The sequence below is a fragment of the Brachybacterium hainanense genome, assembly GCF_042434575.1.
Lineage (GTDB): Bacteria > Actinomycetota > Actinomycetes > Actinomycetales > Dermabacteraceae > Brachybacterium > Brachybacterium hainanense.
In genome coordinates this window covers 232,801-247,329 of the sequence record NZ_JBHLSV010000002.1, presented here as the reverse complement: position 1 = coordinate 247,329, position 14,529 = coordinate 232,801, and the positions used below count along the sequence as shown (strand labels likewise).

13 protein-coding genes and 1 pseudogene are annotated in these 14,529 nt (G+C 74.2%); 4 read left to right on the top strand and 10 right to left on the bottom strand.

Translation table 11 applies throughout. The features are described from left to right. Positions 1 to 75: 75 nt before the first annotated feature. The 3 genes and pseudogenes from ACFFF6_RS02615 to ACFFF6_RS02605 form a co-directional block, all read right to left on the bottom strand. A pseudogene (locus tag ACFFF6_RS02615) lies at positions 76 to 1,083 on the bottom strand (metalloregulator ArsR/SmtB family transcription factor); the annotation flags it as partial. Then, a complete protein-coding gene (arsB, locus tag ACFFF6_RS02610) occupies positions 1,080 to 2,252 on the bottom strand; it encodes an ACR3 family arsenite efflux transporter (protein ID WP_376977953.1) in 1,173 nt (390 codons plus the stop codon). The pseudogene ACFFF6_RS02615 and the gene arsB, both read right to left, overlap by 4 nt. Positions 2,253 to 2,276: 24 nt before the next feature. Continuing rightward, positions 2,277 to 2,852 carry a PadR family transcriptional regulator gene (locus tag ACFFF6_RS02605; RefSeq protein ID WP_376977951.1) on the bottom strand — a complete coding sequence of 192 codons (576 nt, stop codon included), beginning with the start codon at positions 2,850 to 2,852 and terminating at the stop codon, positions 2,277 to 2,279. 143 nt (positions 2,853 to 2,995) lie between these two features. Here ACFFF6_RS02605 and ACFFF6_RS02600 point away from each other — a divergent pair, with 143 nt between their 5' ends. After that, positions 2,996 to 3,652 (top strand): NAD(P)-dependent oxidoreductase, encoded by a 657-nt coding sequence (locus tag ACFFF6_RS02600; RefSeq protein WP_376977949.1) that lies wholly within the window; start codon positions 2,996 to 2,998, stop codon positions 3,650 to 3,652. Further along, complete coding sequence (locus ACFFF6_RS02595; protein WP_376977947.1) at positions 3,649 to 4,023, top strand: hypothetical protein; 375 nt, start codon at positions 3,649 to 3,651, stop codon at positions 4,021 to 4,023. Before ACFFF6_RS02600 ends, ACFFF6_RS02595 begins: the two co-directional genes overlap by 4 nt. 21 nt (positions 4,024 to 4,044) lie before the next feature. Here ACFFF6_RS02595 and ACFFF6_RS02590 read toward each other — a convergent pair whose 3' ends face one another. The 7 genes from ACFFF6_RS02590 to ACFFF6_RS02560 form a co-directional block, all read right to left on the bottom strand. Then, the gene (locus ACFFF6_RS02590; protein WP_376977945.1) at positions 4,045 to 4,599 is read right to left on the bottom strand and encodes a GNAT family N-acetyltransferase; all 555 of its coding nucleotides are present in this window, start codon (positions 4,597 to 4,599) and stop codon (positions 4,045 to 4,047) included. A gap of 105 nt (positions 4,600 to 4,704) precedes the next feature. Continuing rightward, complete coding sequence (locus tag ACFFF6_RS02585; RefSeq protein WP_376977944.1) at positions 4,705 to 5,334, bottom strand: response regulator transcription factor; 630 nt, start codon at positions 5,332 to 5,334, stop codon at positions 4,705 to 4,707. Further along, positions 5,331 to 6,551 carry a sensor histidine kinase gene (locus tag ACFFF6_RS02580; RefSeq protein WP_376977943.1) on the bottom strand — a complete coding sequence of 407 codons (1,221 nt, stop codon included), beginning with the start codon at positions 6,549 to 6,551 and terminating at the stop codon, positions 5,331 to 5,333. Before ACFFF6_RS02580 ends, ACFFF6_RS02585 begins: the two co-directional genes overlap by 4 nt. A 61-nt stretch (positions 6,552 to 6,612) precedes the next feature. Then, positions 6,613 to 7,461: an ABC transporter permease gene (locus ACFFF6_RS02575; RefSeq protein WP_376977941.1), complete on the bottom strand. Its 849-nt coding sequence runs from the start codon at positions 7,459 to 7,461 to the stop codon at positions 6,613 to 6,615. Next, complete coding sequence (locus ACFFF6_RS02570; protein ID WP_376977939.1) at positions 7,458 to 8,429, bottom strand: ABC transporter ATP-binding protein; 972 nt, start codon at positions 8,427 to 8,429, stop codon at positions 7,458 to 7,460. The genes ACFFF6_RS02575 and ACFFF6_RS02570 overlap by 4 nt, the downstream gene beginning before the upstream one ends. Next, positions 8,426 to 8,695 carry a hypothetical protein gene (locus ACFFF6_RS02565; protein ID WP_376977937.1) on the bottom strand — a complete coding sequence of 90 codons (270 nt, stop codon included), beginning with the start codon at positions 8,693 to 8,695 and terminating at the stop codon, positions 8,426 to 8,428. The genes ACFFF6_RS02570 and ACFFF6_RS02565 overlap by 4 nt, the downstream gene beginning before the upstream one ends. A gap of 90 nt (positions 8,696 to 8,785) precedes the next feature. Further along, complete coding sequence (locus ACFFF6_RS02560) at positions 8,786 to 9,412, bottom strand: GNAT family N-acetyltransferase (RefSeq protein ID WP_376977936.1); 627 nt, start codon at positions 9,410 to 9,412, stop codon at positions 8,786 to 8,788. A 321-nt stretch (positions 9,413 to 9,733) separates the two neighbouring features. Between ACFFF6_RS02560 and ACFFF6_RS02555 the strand changes: the two genes are divergently transcribed. Both ACFFF6_RS02555 and ACFFF6_RS02550 read left to right on the top strand, forming a co-directional pair. After that, the gene (locus tag ACFFF6_RS02555; RefSeq protein WP_376977934.1) at positions 9,734 to 11,611 is read left to right on the top strand and encodes an HSP90 family protein; all 1,878 of its coding nucleotides are present in this window, start codon (positions 9,734 to 9,736) and stop codon (positions 11,609 to 11,611) included. Beyond that, positions 11,608 to 14,517, top strand: coding sequence for a hypothetical protein (locus ACFFF6_RS02550; RefSeq protein WP_376977932.1), 2,910 nt, complete (start codon positions 11,608 to 11,610; stop codon positions 14,515 to 14,517). The genes ACFFF6_RS02555 and ACFFF6_RS02550 overlap by 4 nt, the downstream gene beginning before the upstream one ends. Positions 14,518 to 14,529: the final 12 nt, after the last annotated feature.

Below are 14,529 nucleotides of genomic sequence, written 5' to 3'. Positions count from 1 at the left end.
CACGGACGGCCTCGGGCCGATCTGCGGTGCTGCCTCCTCGGCCGCATCGGCCCCCTCGGCCGATGCCGACGGCTCCAGGGAGGCGATGAGCTCGACCACCCGGCGACGGATCTCGTCGCGGATCGCGCGGGCGCCCTCGGCGGAGGCGAGGGCCGGGTCGCCCACGTTCCAGTCCTCATAGCGCACGCCGGGGATCACCGGGCAGACGTCGCCGCAGCCCATCGTGATCACGACGTCGGCCGCGCGGACGGCGTCGTCGGTCAGCGGCTTGGGGAAGCGCTCTGCGGTGGCGCCCTCGCCCTCGATCTCCACCAGCAGCGAGCGCACGTGCGGGTGGACGTCGGCGGCCGGGGCCGAGCCGGCCGAGCGGGCCACCACCCGGCCGCCGGAGAGCTGGTCCATCAGCGCGGCGGCGAGCTGCGAGCGCCCGGCGTTCGCGACGCACACGAACAGCACCTGGGGCGCTGCGGCGCCGCGTTCGCGGGCGATGTCCGCCAGGCGCTGGCGGGCGAAGCGCTCGGTGAGCGGGACCAGATGGGCGGTGATGCGCGCCGTGCGGGCCAGCGCCGTGAACGACTCCCGCACGATCGCCAGGACCAGATGGTCCTCGAGCTCGGGCATCTCGGCGGCGAGCTCCCCGGCGAGGCGCGTGACCCGATCGTCGAGATCGGCCGGGGCAGGGGCGACGGGCTCGGCAGGAGGACCGGCCGGCTGGTCGAGCCCTTCGACGGAGGCAGGGGCGAAGGTGTCCAGCAGCGCGGCCACCGCGCTGCGGCGCGGCGCCGGGATGCGGTACCAGACCCAGGTGCCGCGGCGCTCCGAGGAGAGCAGGCCCGCCTCGCGCAGGGTCCGCAGATGGTGGGAGACGGTGGGCTGGGAGACCTCGGCGAGCGCGGCGAGGTCGCACACGCAGGACTCGCCGCGCGGATCGGTCGCGATGGCGGAGAGCATGCGCAGGCGCAGCGGATCGGCGAGCGCCTTGAGAGCGGCGGCGACGGAGCTCGCCGCCTCGGGGCCGATGGCGTGGGTTGCCGCGGGCGCGCAGGGCACGTCGGCGGCAGGGAGGGGTTCGATGAGGGTCATGACGTCCTCGATTCCTCGGCGGCGAGGGAGGAGGCGGGCGGGGCGGAGGGGACCTCGGAGGCGGCGGCACCGGCCTTCGAGGTGGTCGCGGCGGTGGTCGCGGACGGGTCGGTGCCGAACCAGGAGCGGGCCAGGCGCAGGGAGACGTAGACCAGCCCCACCAGCACCGGGACCTCGATCAGCGGACCGACGACCCCGGCCAGGGCCTGCCCGGAGGCGGCGCCGAAGGTGCCGATCGCGACGGCGATCGCCAGCTCGAAGTTGTTGCCGGCGGCGGTGAACGCGAGGGTGGTCGAGCGGGCGTAGCCCAGGCCCAGCATGCGACCCAGCCCCATGCCCGCGCACCACATCAGGGCGAAGTAGACCAGCAGCGGCAGCGCGATCCGGGCGACGTCGCCGGGGCGGGCGGCGATGGCCTCGCCCTGCAGGGCGAACAGCAGCGCGATGGTGAACAGCAGCCCGTACAGGGCCCACGGGCCGATGCGCGGCAGGAAGCGCTCCTCGTACCAGGCGCGGCCGCGACGGCGCTCGCCGATCCATCGGGAGGCGAAGCCCGCGATCAGCGGCACCCCGAGGAAGACCAGCACGTTCAAGGCGATCTGCGCCATCGAGACCTCGAGGCCCTGGGTGTCCAGGCCCAGCCAGGCCGGCAGGACGGTGAGGTAGAACCAGCCCATCCCGGCGAAGGCGAGGACCTGGAAGACGGAGTTCACGGCGACCAGCACGGCGGTGGCCTCGCGGTCCCCGCAGGCCAGGTCGTTCCAGATCACGACCATGGCGATGCAGCGGGCCAGGCCCACGATGATCAATCCGGTGCGGTACTCCGGCAGGTCCGCCAGGAAGATCCAGGCGAGCGCGAACATGAGCAGCGGGCCCAGGATCCAGTTCAGCAGCAGCGAGGACACCAGCAGTCGCCGGTCCCGGGCCACGGCGCCGACCTTGTCGTAGCGCACCTTCGCCAGTACCGGATACATCATCACCAGCAGGCCCAGGCCGATGGGCAGCGAGATCCCGCCGACCTCGAGCCGGGACAGGACGCCGGAGAGCCCCGGCACGAAGCGGCCGAGCACAAGACCGGCGACCATCGCCAGGCCGATCCACAGCGGGAGCCAGCGGTCGAGGGTGGACAGTCTCCGGGGGTGCGCCGGCGCGGGCGCGTGCATCGACATGGCTCTATATTGACCGATGTCGAATCAGTCGGCAAGCAGGGGGCGCTCCTCGTCATCGGCCATCGCATGCTCCCCGGCCTCGAGCCGGGCGACGACCCCCTCGGTCCAGGCGATCGCGGCATCGGCGGACTGCTCCCAGAAGCGGATCGCCTCGATGTGATGCTCCCAGTCCGCCCCGGGGTGGCGGGCGTGCTCGTCCATCACCCGGGCGCGGCGCCGATGCTGCGCGGCGAGGCGCTCGCGCAGGAGGGTGATCACCCGTGCGCGGGGGAGGGTCGTCATGAATCCGATCCCCGCCATGGTCGAGGCCATGTCCTGCTCGTCGCTGCGCAGGGTCCGCTCCAGCAGGTCCCGGAAGTGCTCGCTCCCTTCCGGGGTCGGGGAGAAGCGGGTGCGCGCCGGGCCGGAGGCCTCTCCAGGGCTGTCCGCGACGATCATCCCGTCCGCCTCGAGCCGGCGCAGCGCGTGGTAGATCGAGCCCTGCCCGATGCGTCCCCAGAGCTGCGCCCCCCAGGAGTCGAGGTCCTTGCGGATCCGGTAGCCGTGCGCGGTGCCGCGCTGGACGATCGCGCCCAGCACCAGCAGTCGTGTCGCGGACATGCGCCTCCCTCCGTCCGGGCCCGTCCCGGGTGCCTGCGCCGGATGTGTTGACAGGCCGGAGCATCCACTCTACGGTCGAGACGTCCACTAGTACAGCTTGACTAGTCTCGCCCCGGACCCGCGGAGACGCGCAAGGAGAACCGATGCACATCGTCGTCGCAGGAGCCACCGGTGCGACCGGCAGCCTCGTGGTCCGCCAGGCCGCCGCCGCGGGTCACCGCGTCACCGCACTCGTGCGGGACCCGCGGACGTACGCGGCCCCGCCCGGCGCAGAGGTCCGTCCGGCCCAGGTCGTCGAGGACGAGGATCTGGAGCTGCCCGCGGACGTCGACGTCGTGATCTCCGCGATCGGCGGTCGCTCGCTGCGCTCGACCGAACCGGTCTGCTCCACCGGGACGCGCCACCTCGTCGAGGCGCTCGCCCGGCGCGGCGGGCGCGGCCGGCTCGTGGTCGTCTCCGCGACCCCTGTCCTCACCACCGGGATCGGCGAGCCCTTCTGGCACCGTCGCGTGGTCCGTCCGCTGGTGCGCCGGATCGGGCGGGCGCTCTACGACGACATCGCCGCGATGGAGGCGCTGCTGCGCGCGAGCGGCCCGGACTGCGCGTGGACCATCGTGCGCCCCGGCTACCTGGTCGATGCGGGACCGACCGACTACCGGCTCGTCCCCGAGGCCAATGCGCCCACCTCCGCCAGCCGCACGGACCTCGCCGATGCCCTCCTCGCGCTGGCGACGGACGAGTCCGCCATCGGCCGCTCCTACGGACTGCGCCGCGGACGGCCCGTGCCGAGCGCAGCATGACGGGGCTGCTGCGCATCGGGTTCCTGGCGGATGGCGTGGTGAAGCTCCTGGTCGCCTCGGCCTATGGCGGACTCCGGGTGCCGCTCGCGCAGCTGCTGGGGGCCTCGGCGGGGCTGCTCCTGCTGACGGCTGTGCTCGTCGCGGCGAGCGGGGTCGCAGAGGTCGTCTACGCCGTGCGCAGCGGTGCCGGCTCCCACACCCGCTACCTGATCGTCTACGACGGAGGGTGGCTGCTGGTCACCGTCGGCGCCGCGCTCATCGGCATCGGGGAGGGCCGGGCGGGCGGCGGGATCTGGCTGCTGGCCCAGGCCCTCGGATCCCTCGGCATCGCGATCGTCTTCGTCCGCGGGGCCGTGGGACCCCGGGCCTGAGCATGACGCGCCGCGGGTCCGTCAGGCCCGGACGGCCGCGTGCTCCGGCCGCAGGATCGAGAACATGTCCGAGTCCCGCCAGCCGTCTTCCACCAGCATCGTGCGCCGCAGCCGGCCCTCGTACGTCATGCCCAGGCGCTGCAGGATCGTGCGGGAGCCGATGTTCCGCGGATCGCACGTGGCCTGGACCCGTTCGACCGCGGGGAAGCGGCCGAAGGCCTCGTCCACCAGCAGCTGCCCGATGCCGGTGCCGATCCCGCGGCCCCACAGGTCCACGTGGACGTTGTAGCCGATCTCGGCGGTCGTCCGGGACACCAGGCTCAGCTCGCCGATGCCCAGCAGCAGGTCGTCGGTGCCTGCGGCGACGCCCCAGATGAACCGGGACTGCTCCGGCTCCTCCCACACGGACAGCGCCGTCGCGACGAACTCCTCGGCGTCCTCCCGCGTGTTCGGGCCCCAGGCCTGATAGCGGGAGGCCTCCGGGCGCGCCGTCCATGCGTGGAAGCGATCGGTGTCCTGCCGGGTGATCCTGCGCAGTCGGAGACGGGGACTCTGCTCGGCAGGGGCGGGGCTCATCCGCCCAGCCTAGGCCGTGGCCCGGCCGAGCGGGATCGCACGGGCGCGCGCTTGGAGCCCTTCGACGAGCCGCCGGCCCCGTGCTGCGCTCCGCGTCCCGCGCGCTCAGATCCAGCCGTGCCGGCGGGCGATCGCGACGGCCTCGTGCCGGTTCTGCGCCTGCAGCTTGGCCTGCGCGCTCGAGAGATAGTTGCGCACCGTGCCCTCGGCGAGGTGGGCGCGCCGGGCGATCTGTGCGATGCCCGCGCCATCGGCCGCGAACTCGAGGACGTCGGCCTCCCGCGGTGTGAGCGGGCTGTCGCCGGAGGCGATCGTCTCCGCGGCCAGCTCCGGGTCGATGACGCGGCGGCCCGTGGCGACGGCCCGGACCGCCTCGGCGAGCTGGCCTGCGCCCGAGGTCTTCGGCAGGAACCCCAGCACCCCCTGCGCGAGGGCCCGCTTGAGGTACCCCGGCCGGGGATGTGAGGTGAGGATCAGGCAGCGCGTGCCCGGGCTGAGCTCCGCGATCCGCGCGCACAGCTCGAGGCCGTCGCCATCGGGGAGCTGCAGGTCCACCACCGCGACGTCCGGGTGGAGCTCCCCGGCGAGATCCGCTCCCCGCGCGAGGTCGCCCGCCTCCCCGGCGACCTCGAGGTCCTCCTCGAGGCTCAGCATGGTCGCGAGCGCGGAGCGGATCAGATGCTCGTCGTCGACGAGGACCAGGCGGATCGCGTCGGGGCTGATGGAGCGGGTCATGCGTCCTCCGGGGCGTCGGTGCCGAAGCGGGCGGTGAGGGTGAACCAGCCGTCCGCGCTGGTGGTCTCGAGGCGTCCGTCCTGCCCGAGTCGTTCGGCGAGGCCGCGCAGGCCGCTGCCGTGCGTCGTGCCCTCCGGGGAGGGCGGGGCCCCGTCGTTGGCCACGCGCAGCCGCGTCGCGCTCACCTCGATGCGCACCCGTGCGGGCTGGGCGTGGCGCAGCAGGTTCGTCCCTGCTTCGCGCAGCACCCAGGCGGCCGTCTGCGCATGCGCCGCCGGCACGAGCGCCGGCTCTCCCCGGACCTCTGTCTCGATCCCGGCCGAGCGCAGGAGCGAGAGGGTGCCGCGCAGCTCGGCCGCGAGATCCGCCTCCCGGTACCCGCGCACGAGCGCGCGCATCTGCGCCAGGGAGGTGCGGGCGATCTGGGCGACCTCGCGGGCATGGTGGGCGGCCCGCGCGTCTCCGCGCTCGGCCAGCTGGGCGCTCAGCTCGGCGGTCACCGCGATCACGGACAGGTCCCGCCCGGTCACGTCGTGGAGGTCGCGGGCGAAGCGCAGACGCTCCTCGGCGACGGCGAGCCGGGCCCGCGCCTCCCGGGCCTGCTCGAGCTCCCGCACCATCGCGCCGAGCCACAGGCTGCTGCGGCACGCCCCGTAGACGCCCAGGAGCAGGGCCAGCACCGCCCAGCGCTGCCCGGCCACGAGCCCGAGGGCGTCGGAGACCAGCAGCAGCACCGCCCCGCCCGCGAGGGCCGGCAGCACCGGGACGCACAGGAGCAGCGCGGCGCCGAGGACGACGACGGAGGCCAGCAGCGCCTGCTCGTGCAGGACGGAGGGCGTGATCCGGGCCGCCGCCGCGGCGGCCGCGACCGGGACCAGGGCCAGGACGAGCACCGCCGGGCCGGGCCGGATCACGCCCAGCCGCGGCAGGTCCCACCGGTCATGGGACGGCGCGGGGCCCGTCGACCACGCCCGGCACACGCGCAGCGCGGCGGCCGCGCCGCAGAGCGCCTGGAGCACCATCAGCGCCAGGACCGACGGCTCTGCGGCGAGTGCGTGCAGCGACTCCTGCCGCGAGATCGCCACGATCATCGGCCCCAGGATCCCCAGCAGGAGGGCCACCGACCAGACCGTGTAGAGCCGGAACACCGCCCAGGAGCGGTCTGCCTCCGCACCTCCGGCAGGGCCGGGCGCGGGCGGGGGATCGGGCGTGCTCATGATGCCTGATCCTCCCATGGCCGCTCTCGCCTCGAGCGGCGGGGCCGGGACGCGGCGAGCTTCACCCGCGCGGCTCCCAGCGGAAGCGGGTGGCGACGAATGCGCAGGCGAGGAGCAGCCACACCAGCAGGATCCCGATCTGGCCGGCGGCCGCGGCCCAGATCTCGCCGGTCCCGAGCGCGGCGCCCTCCGCGTCCACGCCCATCCAGCCCATCCGCACCAGGGCGACGATCGGGGCCGAGGGGATCAGCGCGACCAGGCGCCCGAACCAGTCCGGCATCATCGTCAGCGGGACGGCGGCCCCTGTGCCGATGATCGCGATCGCCATCAGCGGCAGGGAGGTGACCTGCGCGGATTCGACGGTGCGGGTGATGTTCGCGGTCGCGAGCGCGAGCGGCACCATGAGCACGGCGCCCAGGACGAGCCCCGCCACGAGCAGCAGCGCGTGCCGCGGCGCGGGGAGATCCAGCAGCGGGATCGCGATCGCGCTCATCACGGTGATCATGACCGCGGCGATGAGCAGGGCGGGGACGGCGCTCGCGGCGAGCACCGTCGCATCGGATGCCTCGCCGGTGCGCAGACGCTTGAGCACGAGGTCCTGGCGCCGTGCCACGTAGGCGCACAGCAGGTTGTAGTAGACGACGAAGAGCAGCGCGATCACGAACATCATGCCGAGCGCTCCGGCGAGCTGGGCCGCGCCCACCCCGGAGCGCGCGATCGGAAGGTACAGGAACGGGATCGCGACCGGAAGGGCGAGCGCGGTGCCCAGCTGCATGCGGTTGCGCAGCAGCATGGTCAGCTCGGCTCGGGCGAGGCCCAGCAGGCGGCGCCCGGGGATGGGGGCAGGGTGGGTGGCGGGAGCGGAGCCGTGGGCGGTGGGAGCGGAACCGTGGGCGGCGGGGACGGTCATGCGGAGGCTCCTTCGGCGAGGGAGAGGAAGACGGTCTCGAGGCTCGCGGCCCGGGCGTCGAGGCCCGTCAGCGGCAGGGAGTGGGTGTCGGCCCAGGTCAGCAAGGTCGTGAGGTCCTCCTGCAGGTGCAGGGTCCGCAGCTCGAAGGTGGTGCCCTCGAGGCTCGCCTCCCCGCGCAGCTCCGGCAGCGGAGGCGCGGCGGACGGCAGCGTGCAGCGGATCTGCGAGGGGTGCCCGGCGACGACCTGGGCGACGGTGCCCTCGCGGACGATCCGCCCGCGGTGCATGATCGCGAGGCGGTCGGCGAGGGACTCCGCCTCGTCGAGGTAGTGCGTGGTCAGCACGATCGTGGTGCCCCGGTCCTTGAGCCGGCCGATGAGCCCCCAGGCGCGGGCTCGCGACTCGGGGTCCAGGCCCGTGGTCGGCTCGTCGAGGAACAGCAGCTCGGGATCGCCCGCGATCGCGCAGGCGAGGTCGAGGCGGCGCACCTCCCCGCCGGAGAGGGAGGAGATGCGGGTGCCGGAGCGGCCCTCGAGGTCCACCTCCGCGAGGACCTCGGCGGCGGGCCGGGGCGTGGACAGGGTCGAGGTCCACATGCGCAGCGCCTCGAGCACGGTCAGGTCCGCGGGGAAGCCGCCGGTCTGCAGCATGAGCCCCTGCCGCGGACGCACGGTGCGACGCTCCCGCCACGGATCCGCATCGAGGACGCGGACCGTGCCGGCGCTGGGTCGGGCCAGGCCCTCGAGCACCTCGAGCGTCGAGGTCTTGCCGGCGCCGTTCGTCCCGAGCAGGCCGAAGAGCTCCCCGCGCCGGATCTCCAGGTCGATCCCGTCGACCGCGGTGAAGGCACCGGGGCCCGCGCCATAGCGGCGCACGAGCCCGCGGGCGCTGATGAGCACCGGGGACCGCGGGGCGGGAGCGGCCGGGCAGGACGCCGCGAGGGTCGAGGCTCCCGGGCGGGCGGTCATCGGCCCGCTCCCGCGTCGCGGCCGTAGCCGTGGATCCGGGCGCCGATGACCAGACGGCCGATCAGCCAGGCTCCGCAGAGCACCGCGATCAGCACGACCGCGAGCAGCGGCGGCTGGAAGACGACGAGGACCACGGCGACCAGGAGCGCGTTCACGACGAGTGCGAACAGCTCGCGGGACAGGGTCGGGGCGGGGCGGAATCCGAGGACGTCGGCGAGGACGCCGCGGTCGTGCCGCGGGGAGGGGGAGGGCTGCGTCGAGTTCATGCCCTTGAGTCTTCCGAGCCCGTGACGTCGCAGGTAGGGCGGGGGATCACAGGCTCCGATGCGGTGTCCACGCATCGGCCATGACATCTGTCATGCGGGGGTGCTCGGGGAGCGCCGGCACTGCCCCTCGGCAGCACCGCGACGATGCATCCGCGAAAAGGGTGCGCCGCGTCGTCTCCGACTCGACCATGCCGGGGTCAGGGGGCCCGGAGGGGCCGGAACCTCCGTGAAGCCGAGCCGTCGGTAGAGCGCATGTGCGGCGGGGCTCGTCCCCGCACCGATGCGCAGGCTGAGCGCGGCATGTCCTGCTGCGGCACAGGTCTGCATCGCCGTGGAGATCAGGGCTCCGCCGATGCCGCGGTCGCGATGCTCGGGAGCGACGAACAGGTCGATCACGAAAGGACCGGCGAGGTGCGGATCCCACAGGGACCGGGTCGTGGTCAGAACCGCTCCGGCAGGGTGACCATCGCGGCGGGCGAGCAGGCAGGCGCCGGGCAGCGGCTCTCCGTACTCCCCGGCGAAGGTCGCGGCGATCTCCGCACGAGCCGCTTCGACATCGGCCGCGCCGATCTCCGGCGGATAGGAACGGGCATACAGCTCGGCAAGGGTCTCATGGTCCGCGGAGGTCGTCCGGTGCAGGGAGAGCTCGGGGAGGCCGCGGGGAGGGGCGAGGGAGGATCCGCGAGAGAGGGGGCAGGAGAGCAGGTCGGAAGGCATGGAGGATCCGTTCGTCGATGATTCGAGGGGACCCGGTGGAACGCGGAGTTCCGGCGGGCAGGGTTCTGCACGGCGGGGCAGGTCCGGCGCCTGTGGGACCGGGCGGGTGGGGCCGTGCGCGCAGGCAGCGACAGCGCATCGGATCAGGAACGGGCCATCTGGCGACCGTAGCAGGGACGCTGAAAGTTCTGGAGCCGTACGGCCGAGGGACCGGTTCCATCTCCGGGTCGTGTCGCTGCGGCTCCGGAAGATTCCGGTGCGCCGGTGCCGCCGCGGCGAATTCGGAGGAGCCTGTCCGGACCACGCCGTAGGCTCGGGGACGTGACATCCGAACGCCTCGCAGCCCGCCCGTTCCATGTCGACCTGCGCGGGGTCGTCGACCTGCTGAGCCGCCACATCTACTCGAGCCCGCAGATCTATCTGCGCGAGCTCCTGCAGAACGGGCGTGACGCCGTCCGGGCCCGTCGTGAGCTGGACCCCGCCTCGCCGACGGGTCTGCTCCAGATCGAGCCGGTCCGCGACGGCCGCCCCTTCGTGCTGCGCGACAACGGGGTGGGGCTGACCGCCGCGGAGGCCACGGATCTGCTGGCCACGGTCGGCCGGTCCTCCAAGCGCGACGAGCTGCTGCAGGCCCGCCGCGCCGACTACCTGGGGCAGTTCGGCATCGGGCTGCTCAGCTGCTTCATGGTCGCGGACCGGATCCTCGTGCGCAGCCGCTCCGCGAAAGGCGGACCCGCGATCGAATGGATCGGCGAGGCCAGCGGCTCCTTCCGGATCCGCGAGCTGTCCGACCAGGAGTCCGCGGGGCTGAGCATCGGCACGGAGGTCGTTCTCGAGCCGCGTCCCGAGGACGACGCCCTGCTGGGGCCGGCGCAGGTGCGCGCGCTGGCCCGCCGGTTCGGCCGCTACCTGCCCCTCGCGGTCCGGCTGATCGGCGAGGGCGGCGCCGCGGAGACCCTCACCGAGCGCCCCGCCTTCCTCGACGTCGACCCGCAGGACCCGTCCGAGGAGCTCCTGGCGCTGGGCACGTCCCTGCTGGGCGCCCGTCCGATGGCGGTCATCCCGCTGACCGTGCCCGCCACCGGAACCGAGGGCGTCGCCTTCGTCCTGCCGTACGCGCCGCCGCCGGGCGGTCGTCAGTCCAGCGCCGTGCACCTGGGGCGCATGCTCGTGTCCGAGAAGGTCGACGGCATGCTCCCGGACTGGGCGTTCTTCGTGCGCTGCGTCCTGGACACCGAGGGGCTCACGCCGACCGCCTCTCGCGAGGGCTTCGTCGAGGACCTGCTGCTGGAGCACACGCGGGAGCAGCTCGGGAACGCCGTGCGCTCCTGGGTCCTCGAGCAGGCGGCGCTGCGGCCGTGGAAGTTCGAGGAGTTCCTGGCCGTCCACGAGCTGGCCCTGAAGGCTCTCGCCGTCCATGACGACGAGCTCGCCGGGACCGTCGTGCCCTGGCTGGGCGTCGAGACCTCCGTCGGGCCGATGCGCATCGGGGACCTCGTCCACGAGGTCCCCTCGATCCGCTACACGGACACGCTCGACGAGTTCCGGCAGGTCGCCGCGATCGTCCCGGACGAGTCCCCGGTCGTCAACGGCGGCTACGTCTACGACGCCCCGCTGCTGCGCCGCCTCCCGGACCTCCTGGGCATTCCCGTGACCCGCGTCGGCGTGGGCGAGCTGGTCGACGAGCTGACCCCGCCCTCCCTCGTCGACCGGGCCCGGGCGATGGCTCTCGAGGAGCGGGCCACGGCTGCGCTCGCCGAGGCCGGCTGCACCGTCTCCGTCCGCGGATTCCGGCCCGCGGAGCTGCCGGCTCTGTGCGTCGTGGACCCCGACGTGGTCCGCCGCCTGGACCGGGACGATGCGCAGGAGCAGGCCGCGGGCGGGATCTGGGGCGAGGTCCTGGGCGACGTGAGCTCCCTCATCGCGCAGCGGCGCGCGGGCGAGGAGCGCGAGGCAGGGACCTCCCGGCTGTGCCTGAACTGGGGCAGCCCCCTCGTGCAGCGGCTCTCGCACCTGCGGGACGACCTCGTCTTCGATCGCACCGCGAAGCTCCTGTACGTGCAGGCGCTGCTCGCCTCGCACCGACCGCTGCGCCCCGCGGACCGGCGCATGCTCACCGCCGCCATGAGTGACATGGTGACGCTCAGCGTGGGGATCACCGCAGACCTGGACCAGATCGACGAAGGGGGCGCCGCATGAGCGCATCGGACCGGACCATCGAGGACCTGATCGCACAGGCGGAGGTCCTCCCCATCGGCCCCGAGGAGCGATCCCTCCTCGAGGAGGCCTTCCGCCGCGCGGAGGAGGACGGCGCGGAGGAGCTCGCCTACCGGGCTCGCATGCTGCTCACGTCCTCCCAGTTCATGGCCGGGGACACGGAGGCGATGATCGCGTCCTTCGGCTGGTGCGTGGGCCGCCACGACACCGATCCCGTGCGCTTCCCGATCGATCCCGGCGTCCACACGGACCTGCTGTTCCAGTACAAGTGGATGGCCTCGACCCTCGCGTCCCACAGCGGCTTCCCCCGCGAGCGCATCGCGAGCCTGCACGCGGACATGGAGCGGCGCTACCGAGCGGCCGGAGCGGGCATGAGCGGCGTCCTCCAGTCCCGGCACGAGGCGGCCCTGATGCTGGGGGACGTCGAGGAGGCCGGCCGGCTGATCCGGGAGCGATCGGTCCTCGACCGGGACAGGTACTCGCACTGCGAGGCCTGTGTGAGGGCCGATGACGCCTCCTATGCGGCGCTGACCGGCGACGACGCGACCGCGATCCGGCTGTGGGAGGAGATCCTCGACCAGGATCTCAGCTGCGGCGAGGAGCCGGAGTTCGCGGAGGCCCGGGCGCTGCTCCCGCTGCTGCGTGCCGGCCGGACGGAGGATGCCCTCGCCGCCCACGGGCGCAGCTACCGCGCGGCCCGCGGCAACCCCGACGGCTTCCCGATCATCGCCCGGCACCTCGTGTTCTGCGCCGTCACCGGGAACCTGGCGCGGGGCTTGCAGCTGCTCGAGCGGCACCTGCCTCTGCTGGCCCACGACCCCTACCGCGAGGCCGACCACCTCGAGGGCCTCGCGAGCGCGGCCGTCCTCCTCGAGGGCGTCATCGCGGCAGGCCAGGGCGCCACCCGCGTGCGCGGATCCGATGATCCGACGCTCACCCCGCTGCTGGGCGAGCCCGAGGGGCCGCGCACCGCCCAGGCCCTGTGCGAGGGAGCCTGGGCCGCGGCCGAGGCGATCGCCGCCCGGTTCGATACCCGCAACGGGAACGGCCACATGAGCGGACTCGTGCGCACCAAGCGGGAGCTCGTGGACCTGCACCTGGACGTGCCGCTGGGCGGCGCCGACTTCACGCCCGCCCCCGTCGACCGGTCGGCGCCGACCGATGTGCTCGGCTGGATCGCGCGGGCCCGGATGCACCAGCACGGCCAGGACGGCCCCGCGGCCCGCGCGGCCGTCGCCGAGGGCCTCGCGCTCGCGGCGGCCGAGGACGCGGCAGGCGGCCCGACGCACCTGAGCGCCGTGCTGCACCGGATCCGCGTCCAGCTCCTCGTGCAGGAGGAGCAGGAGCGCGGGACCGGGCGCGCCGCGGAGGACGCCGCGATCGCGGAGCGCGTCGCCGTGCTGCGGGCCTGCGGCCAGGAGGAGCAGGCCCGGATCGAGGAGCGTCTGGGCCGGCTGCTCTTCGGCGGGGCCCGGGCCGAGGACCTGCCGCGGCTCGAGGCCGAGCTCCGGGAAGCCGAGGGACGCGGCGCCCGGTCCATGCTGCTGACCGGCATCGCCGCCCTGCATCTGCGCACCCCGGACGACCTCGCGGAGCCCGACCTCGGCGGCGAGGAGAGCGCACCGGAGCCGGGCCGGCAGGAGGAGCAGGAGATGGAGGCCGCGGCCGCCGCCGAGCGGGTGCTCGCCGCCGCCGAGGCCGCCGCGGCGGCGCTCGATCCCGCGGACCCCGAGCTGCTCGGGATCGGGATCGCGCAGCTGCGCGCCGAGGCCCTCGCGCGCCTGGGCCGGAATGAGGAGGTGCTCGCCGTCGTCGAGCCCGTCCTCGCCGATCCCCGCTACGAGGGCTTCCCACGCTTCGCGCTGCAGGCGCGGGCCGCGCAGATCCGCGGAAGCCGCGGAGAGTACGCCCAGGGGCTCCCGCACGCGGAGGCCATGCTCGCCGACGCGATCCAGGCCGATGATGCCGGGATCCTCGTGCAGGCCGCGCACCTGACCGCCATGCTGCTCCAGGACCTGGAGCGTCCCGAGGATGCCGCGGCCCGGCTCGAGTTCGCGCTGCGCCACGCCGAGCGCGCGGAGATCCCGACGGCCTCGACCCGCTTCCAGCTGGCCCGCCTCCAGCTGGACGGGGGCATGCCGGGCCCGGCGCTCGAGAACCTGGAGACCCTGTATCTCGAGGAGAAGGCCGCTCAGGCCCCGCCCTCGGCGCTCGCGGAGACCGCTCTGCATCTGGGGCGCGCGGCGATGGCCTGCGACGAGCCGGGCATGGCGTATCGGGCATGGGAGGAGGCGACCGATCTCGCCGAGCAGGGCGAGGCGCTCCCGCTGGCGACGGAGGCTGCGCTCTCCCTCGCCTTCCTGCTGCTGCGCTTCGGCGACGCGGACGCGGTCGCCGCCTTCGAACGGGCCGTCGACCTGGCCTCCCGGGTCCCGGAGACGCCGGGTCTGCCCTCCGCGCTGCACGGCCTGGGCCGCGCCCGGTTCGCCGCCGAGGACCCCTCCGCCCTCGAGGACCTGGACCGGGCGATCGCCCGGGCGACCGCCCAGGGACAGGCATGGGTGGCCGCGGACACCCTCGACACGAAGGGGCAGATCCTGGTGGAGACGGGGCAGCTCGAGGCGGGCGTGGCCGCCCTCCTCGGAGCGGCCGACGGCTACGCCGGGCAGGGCGATCTGATCGCGGCCGCGCGCGGCGAGACGATGGCGGCCCGTGCGCTGCAGGCTGCCGAGCGGCCCGAGGAGGCGGCCGCGATCCTGCAGACCTCCCGGGACCGCTTCCCCGCCGGATCGGAGCCCCGTACCGCTATCGGGCTCGAGCTCGCCGAGGTCCTCGAGGAGCTGGGCCGCACGGAGGAGGCCGCGCGGCTGCGCGAGGAGGCCTCCTGAGGCGGCGAGGCG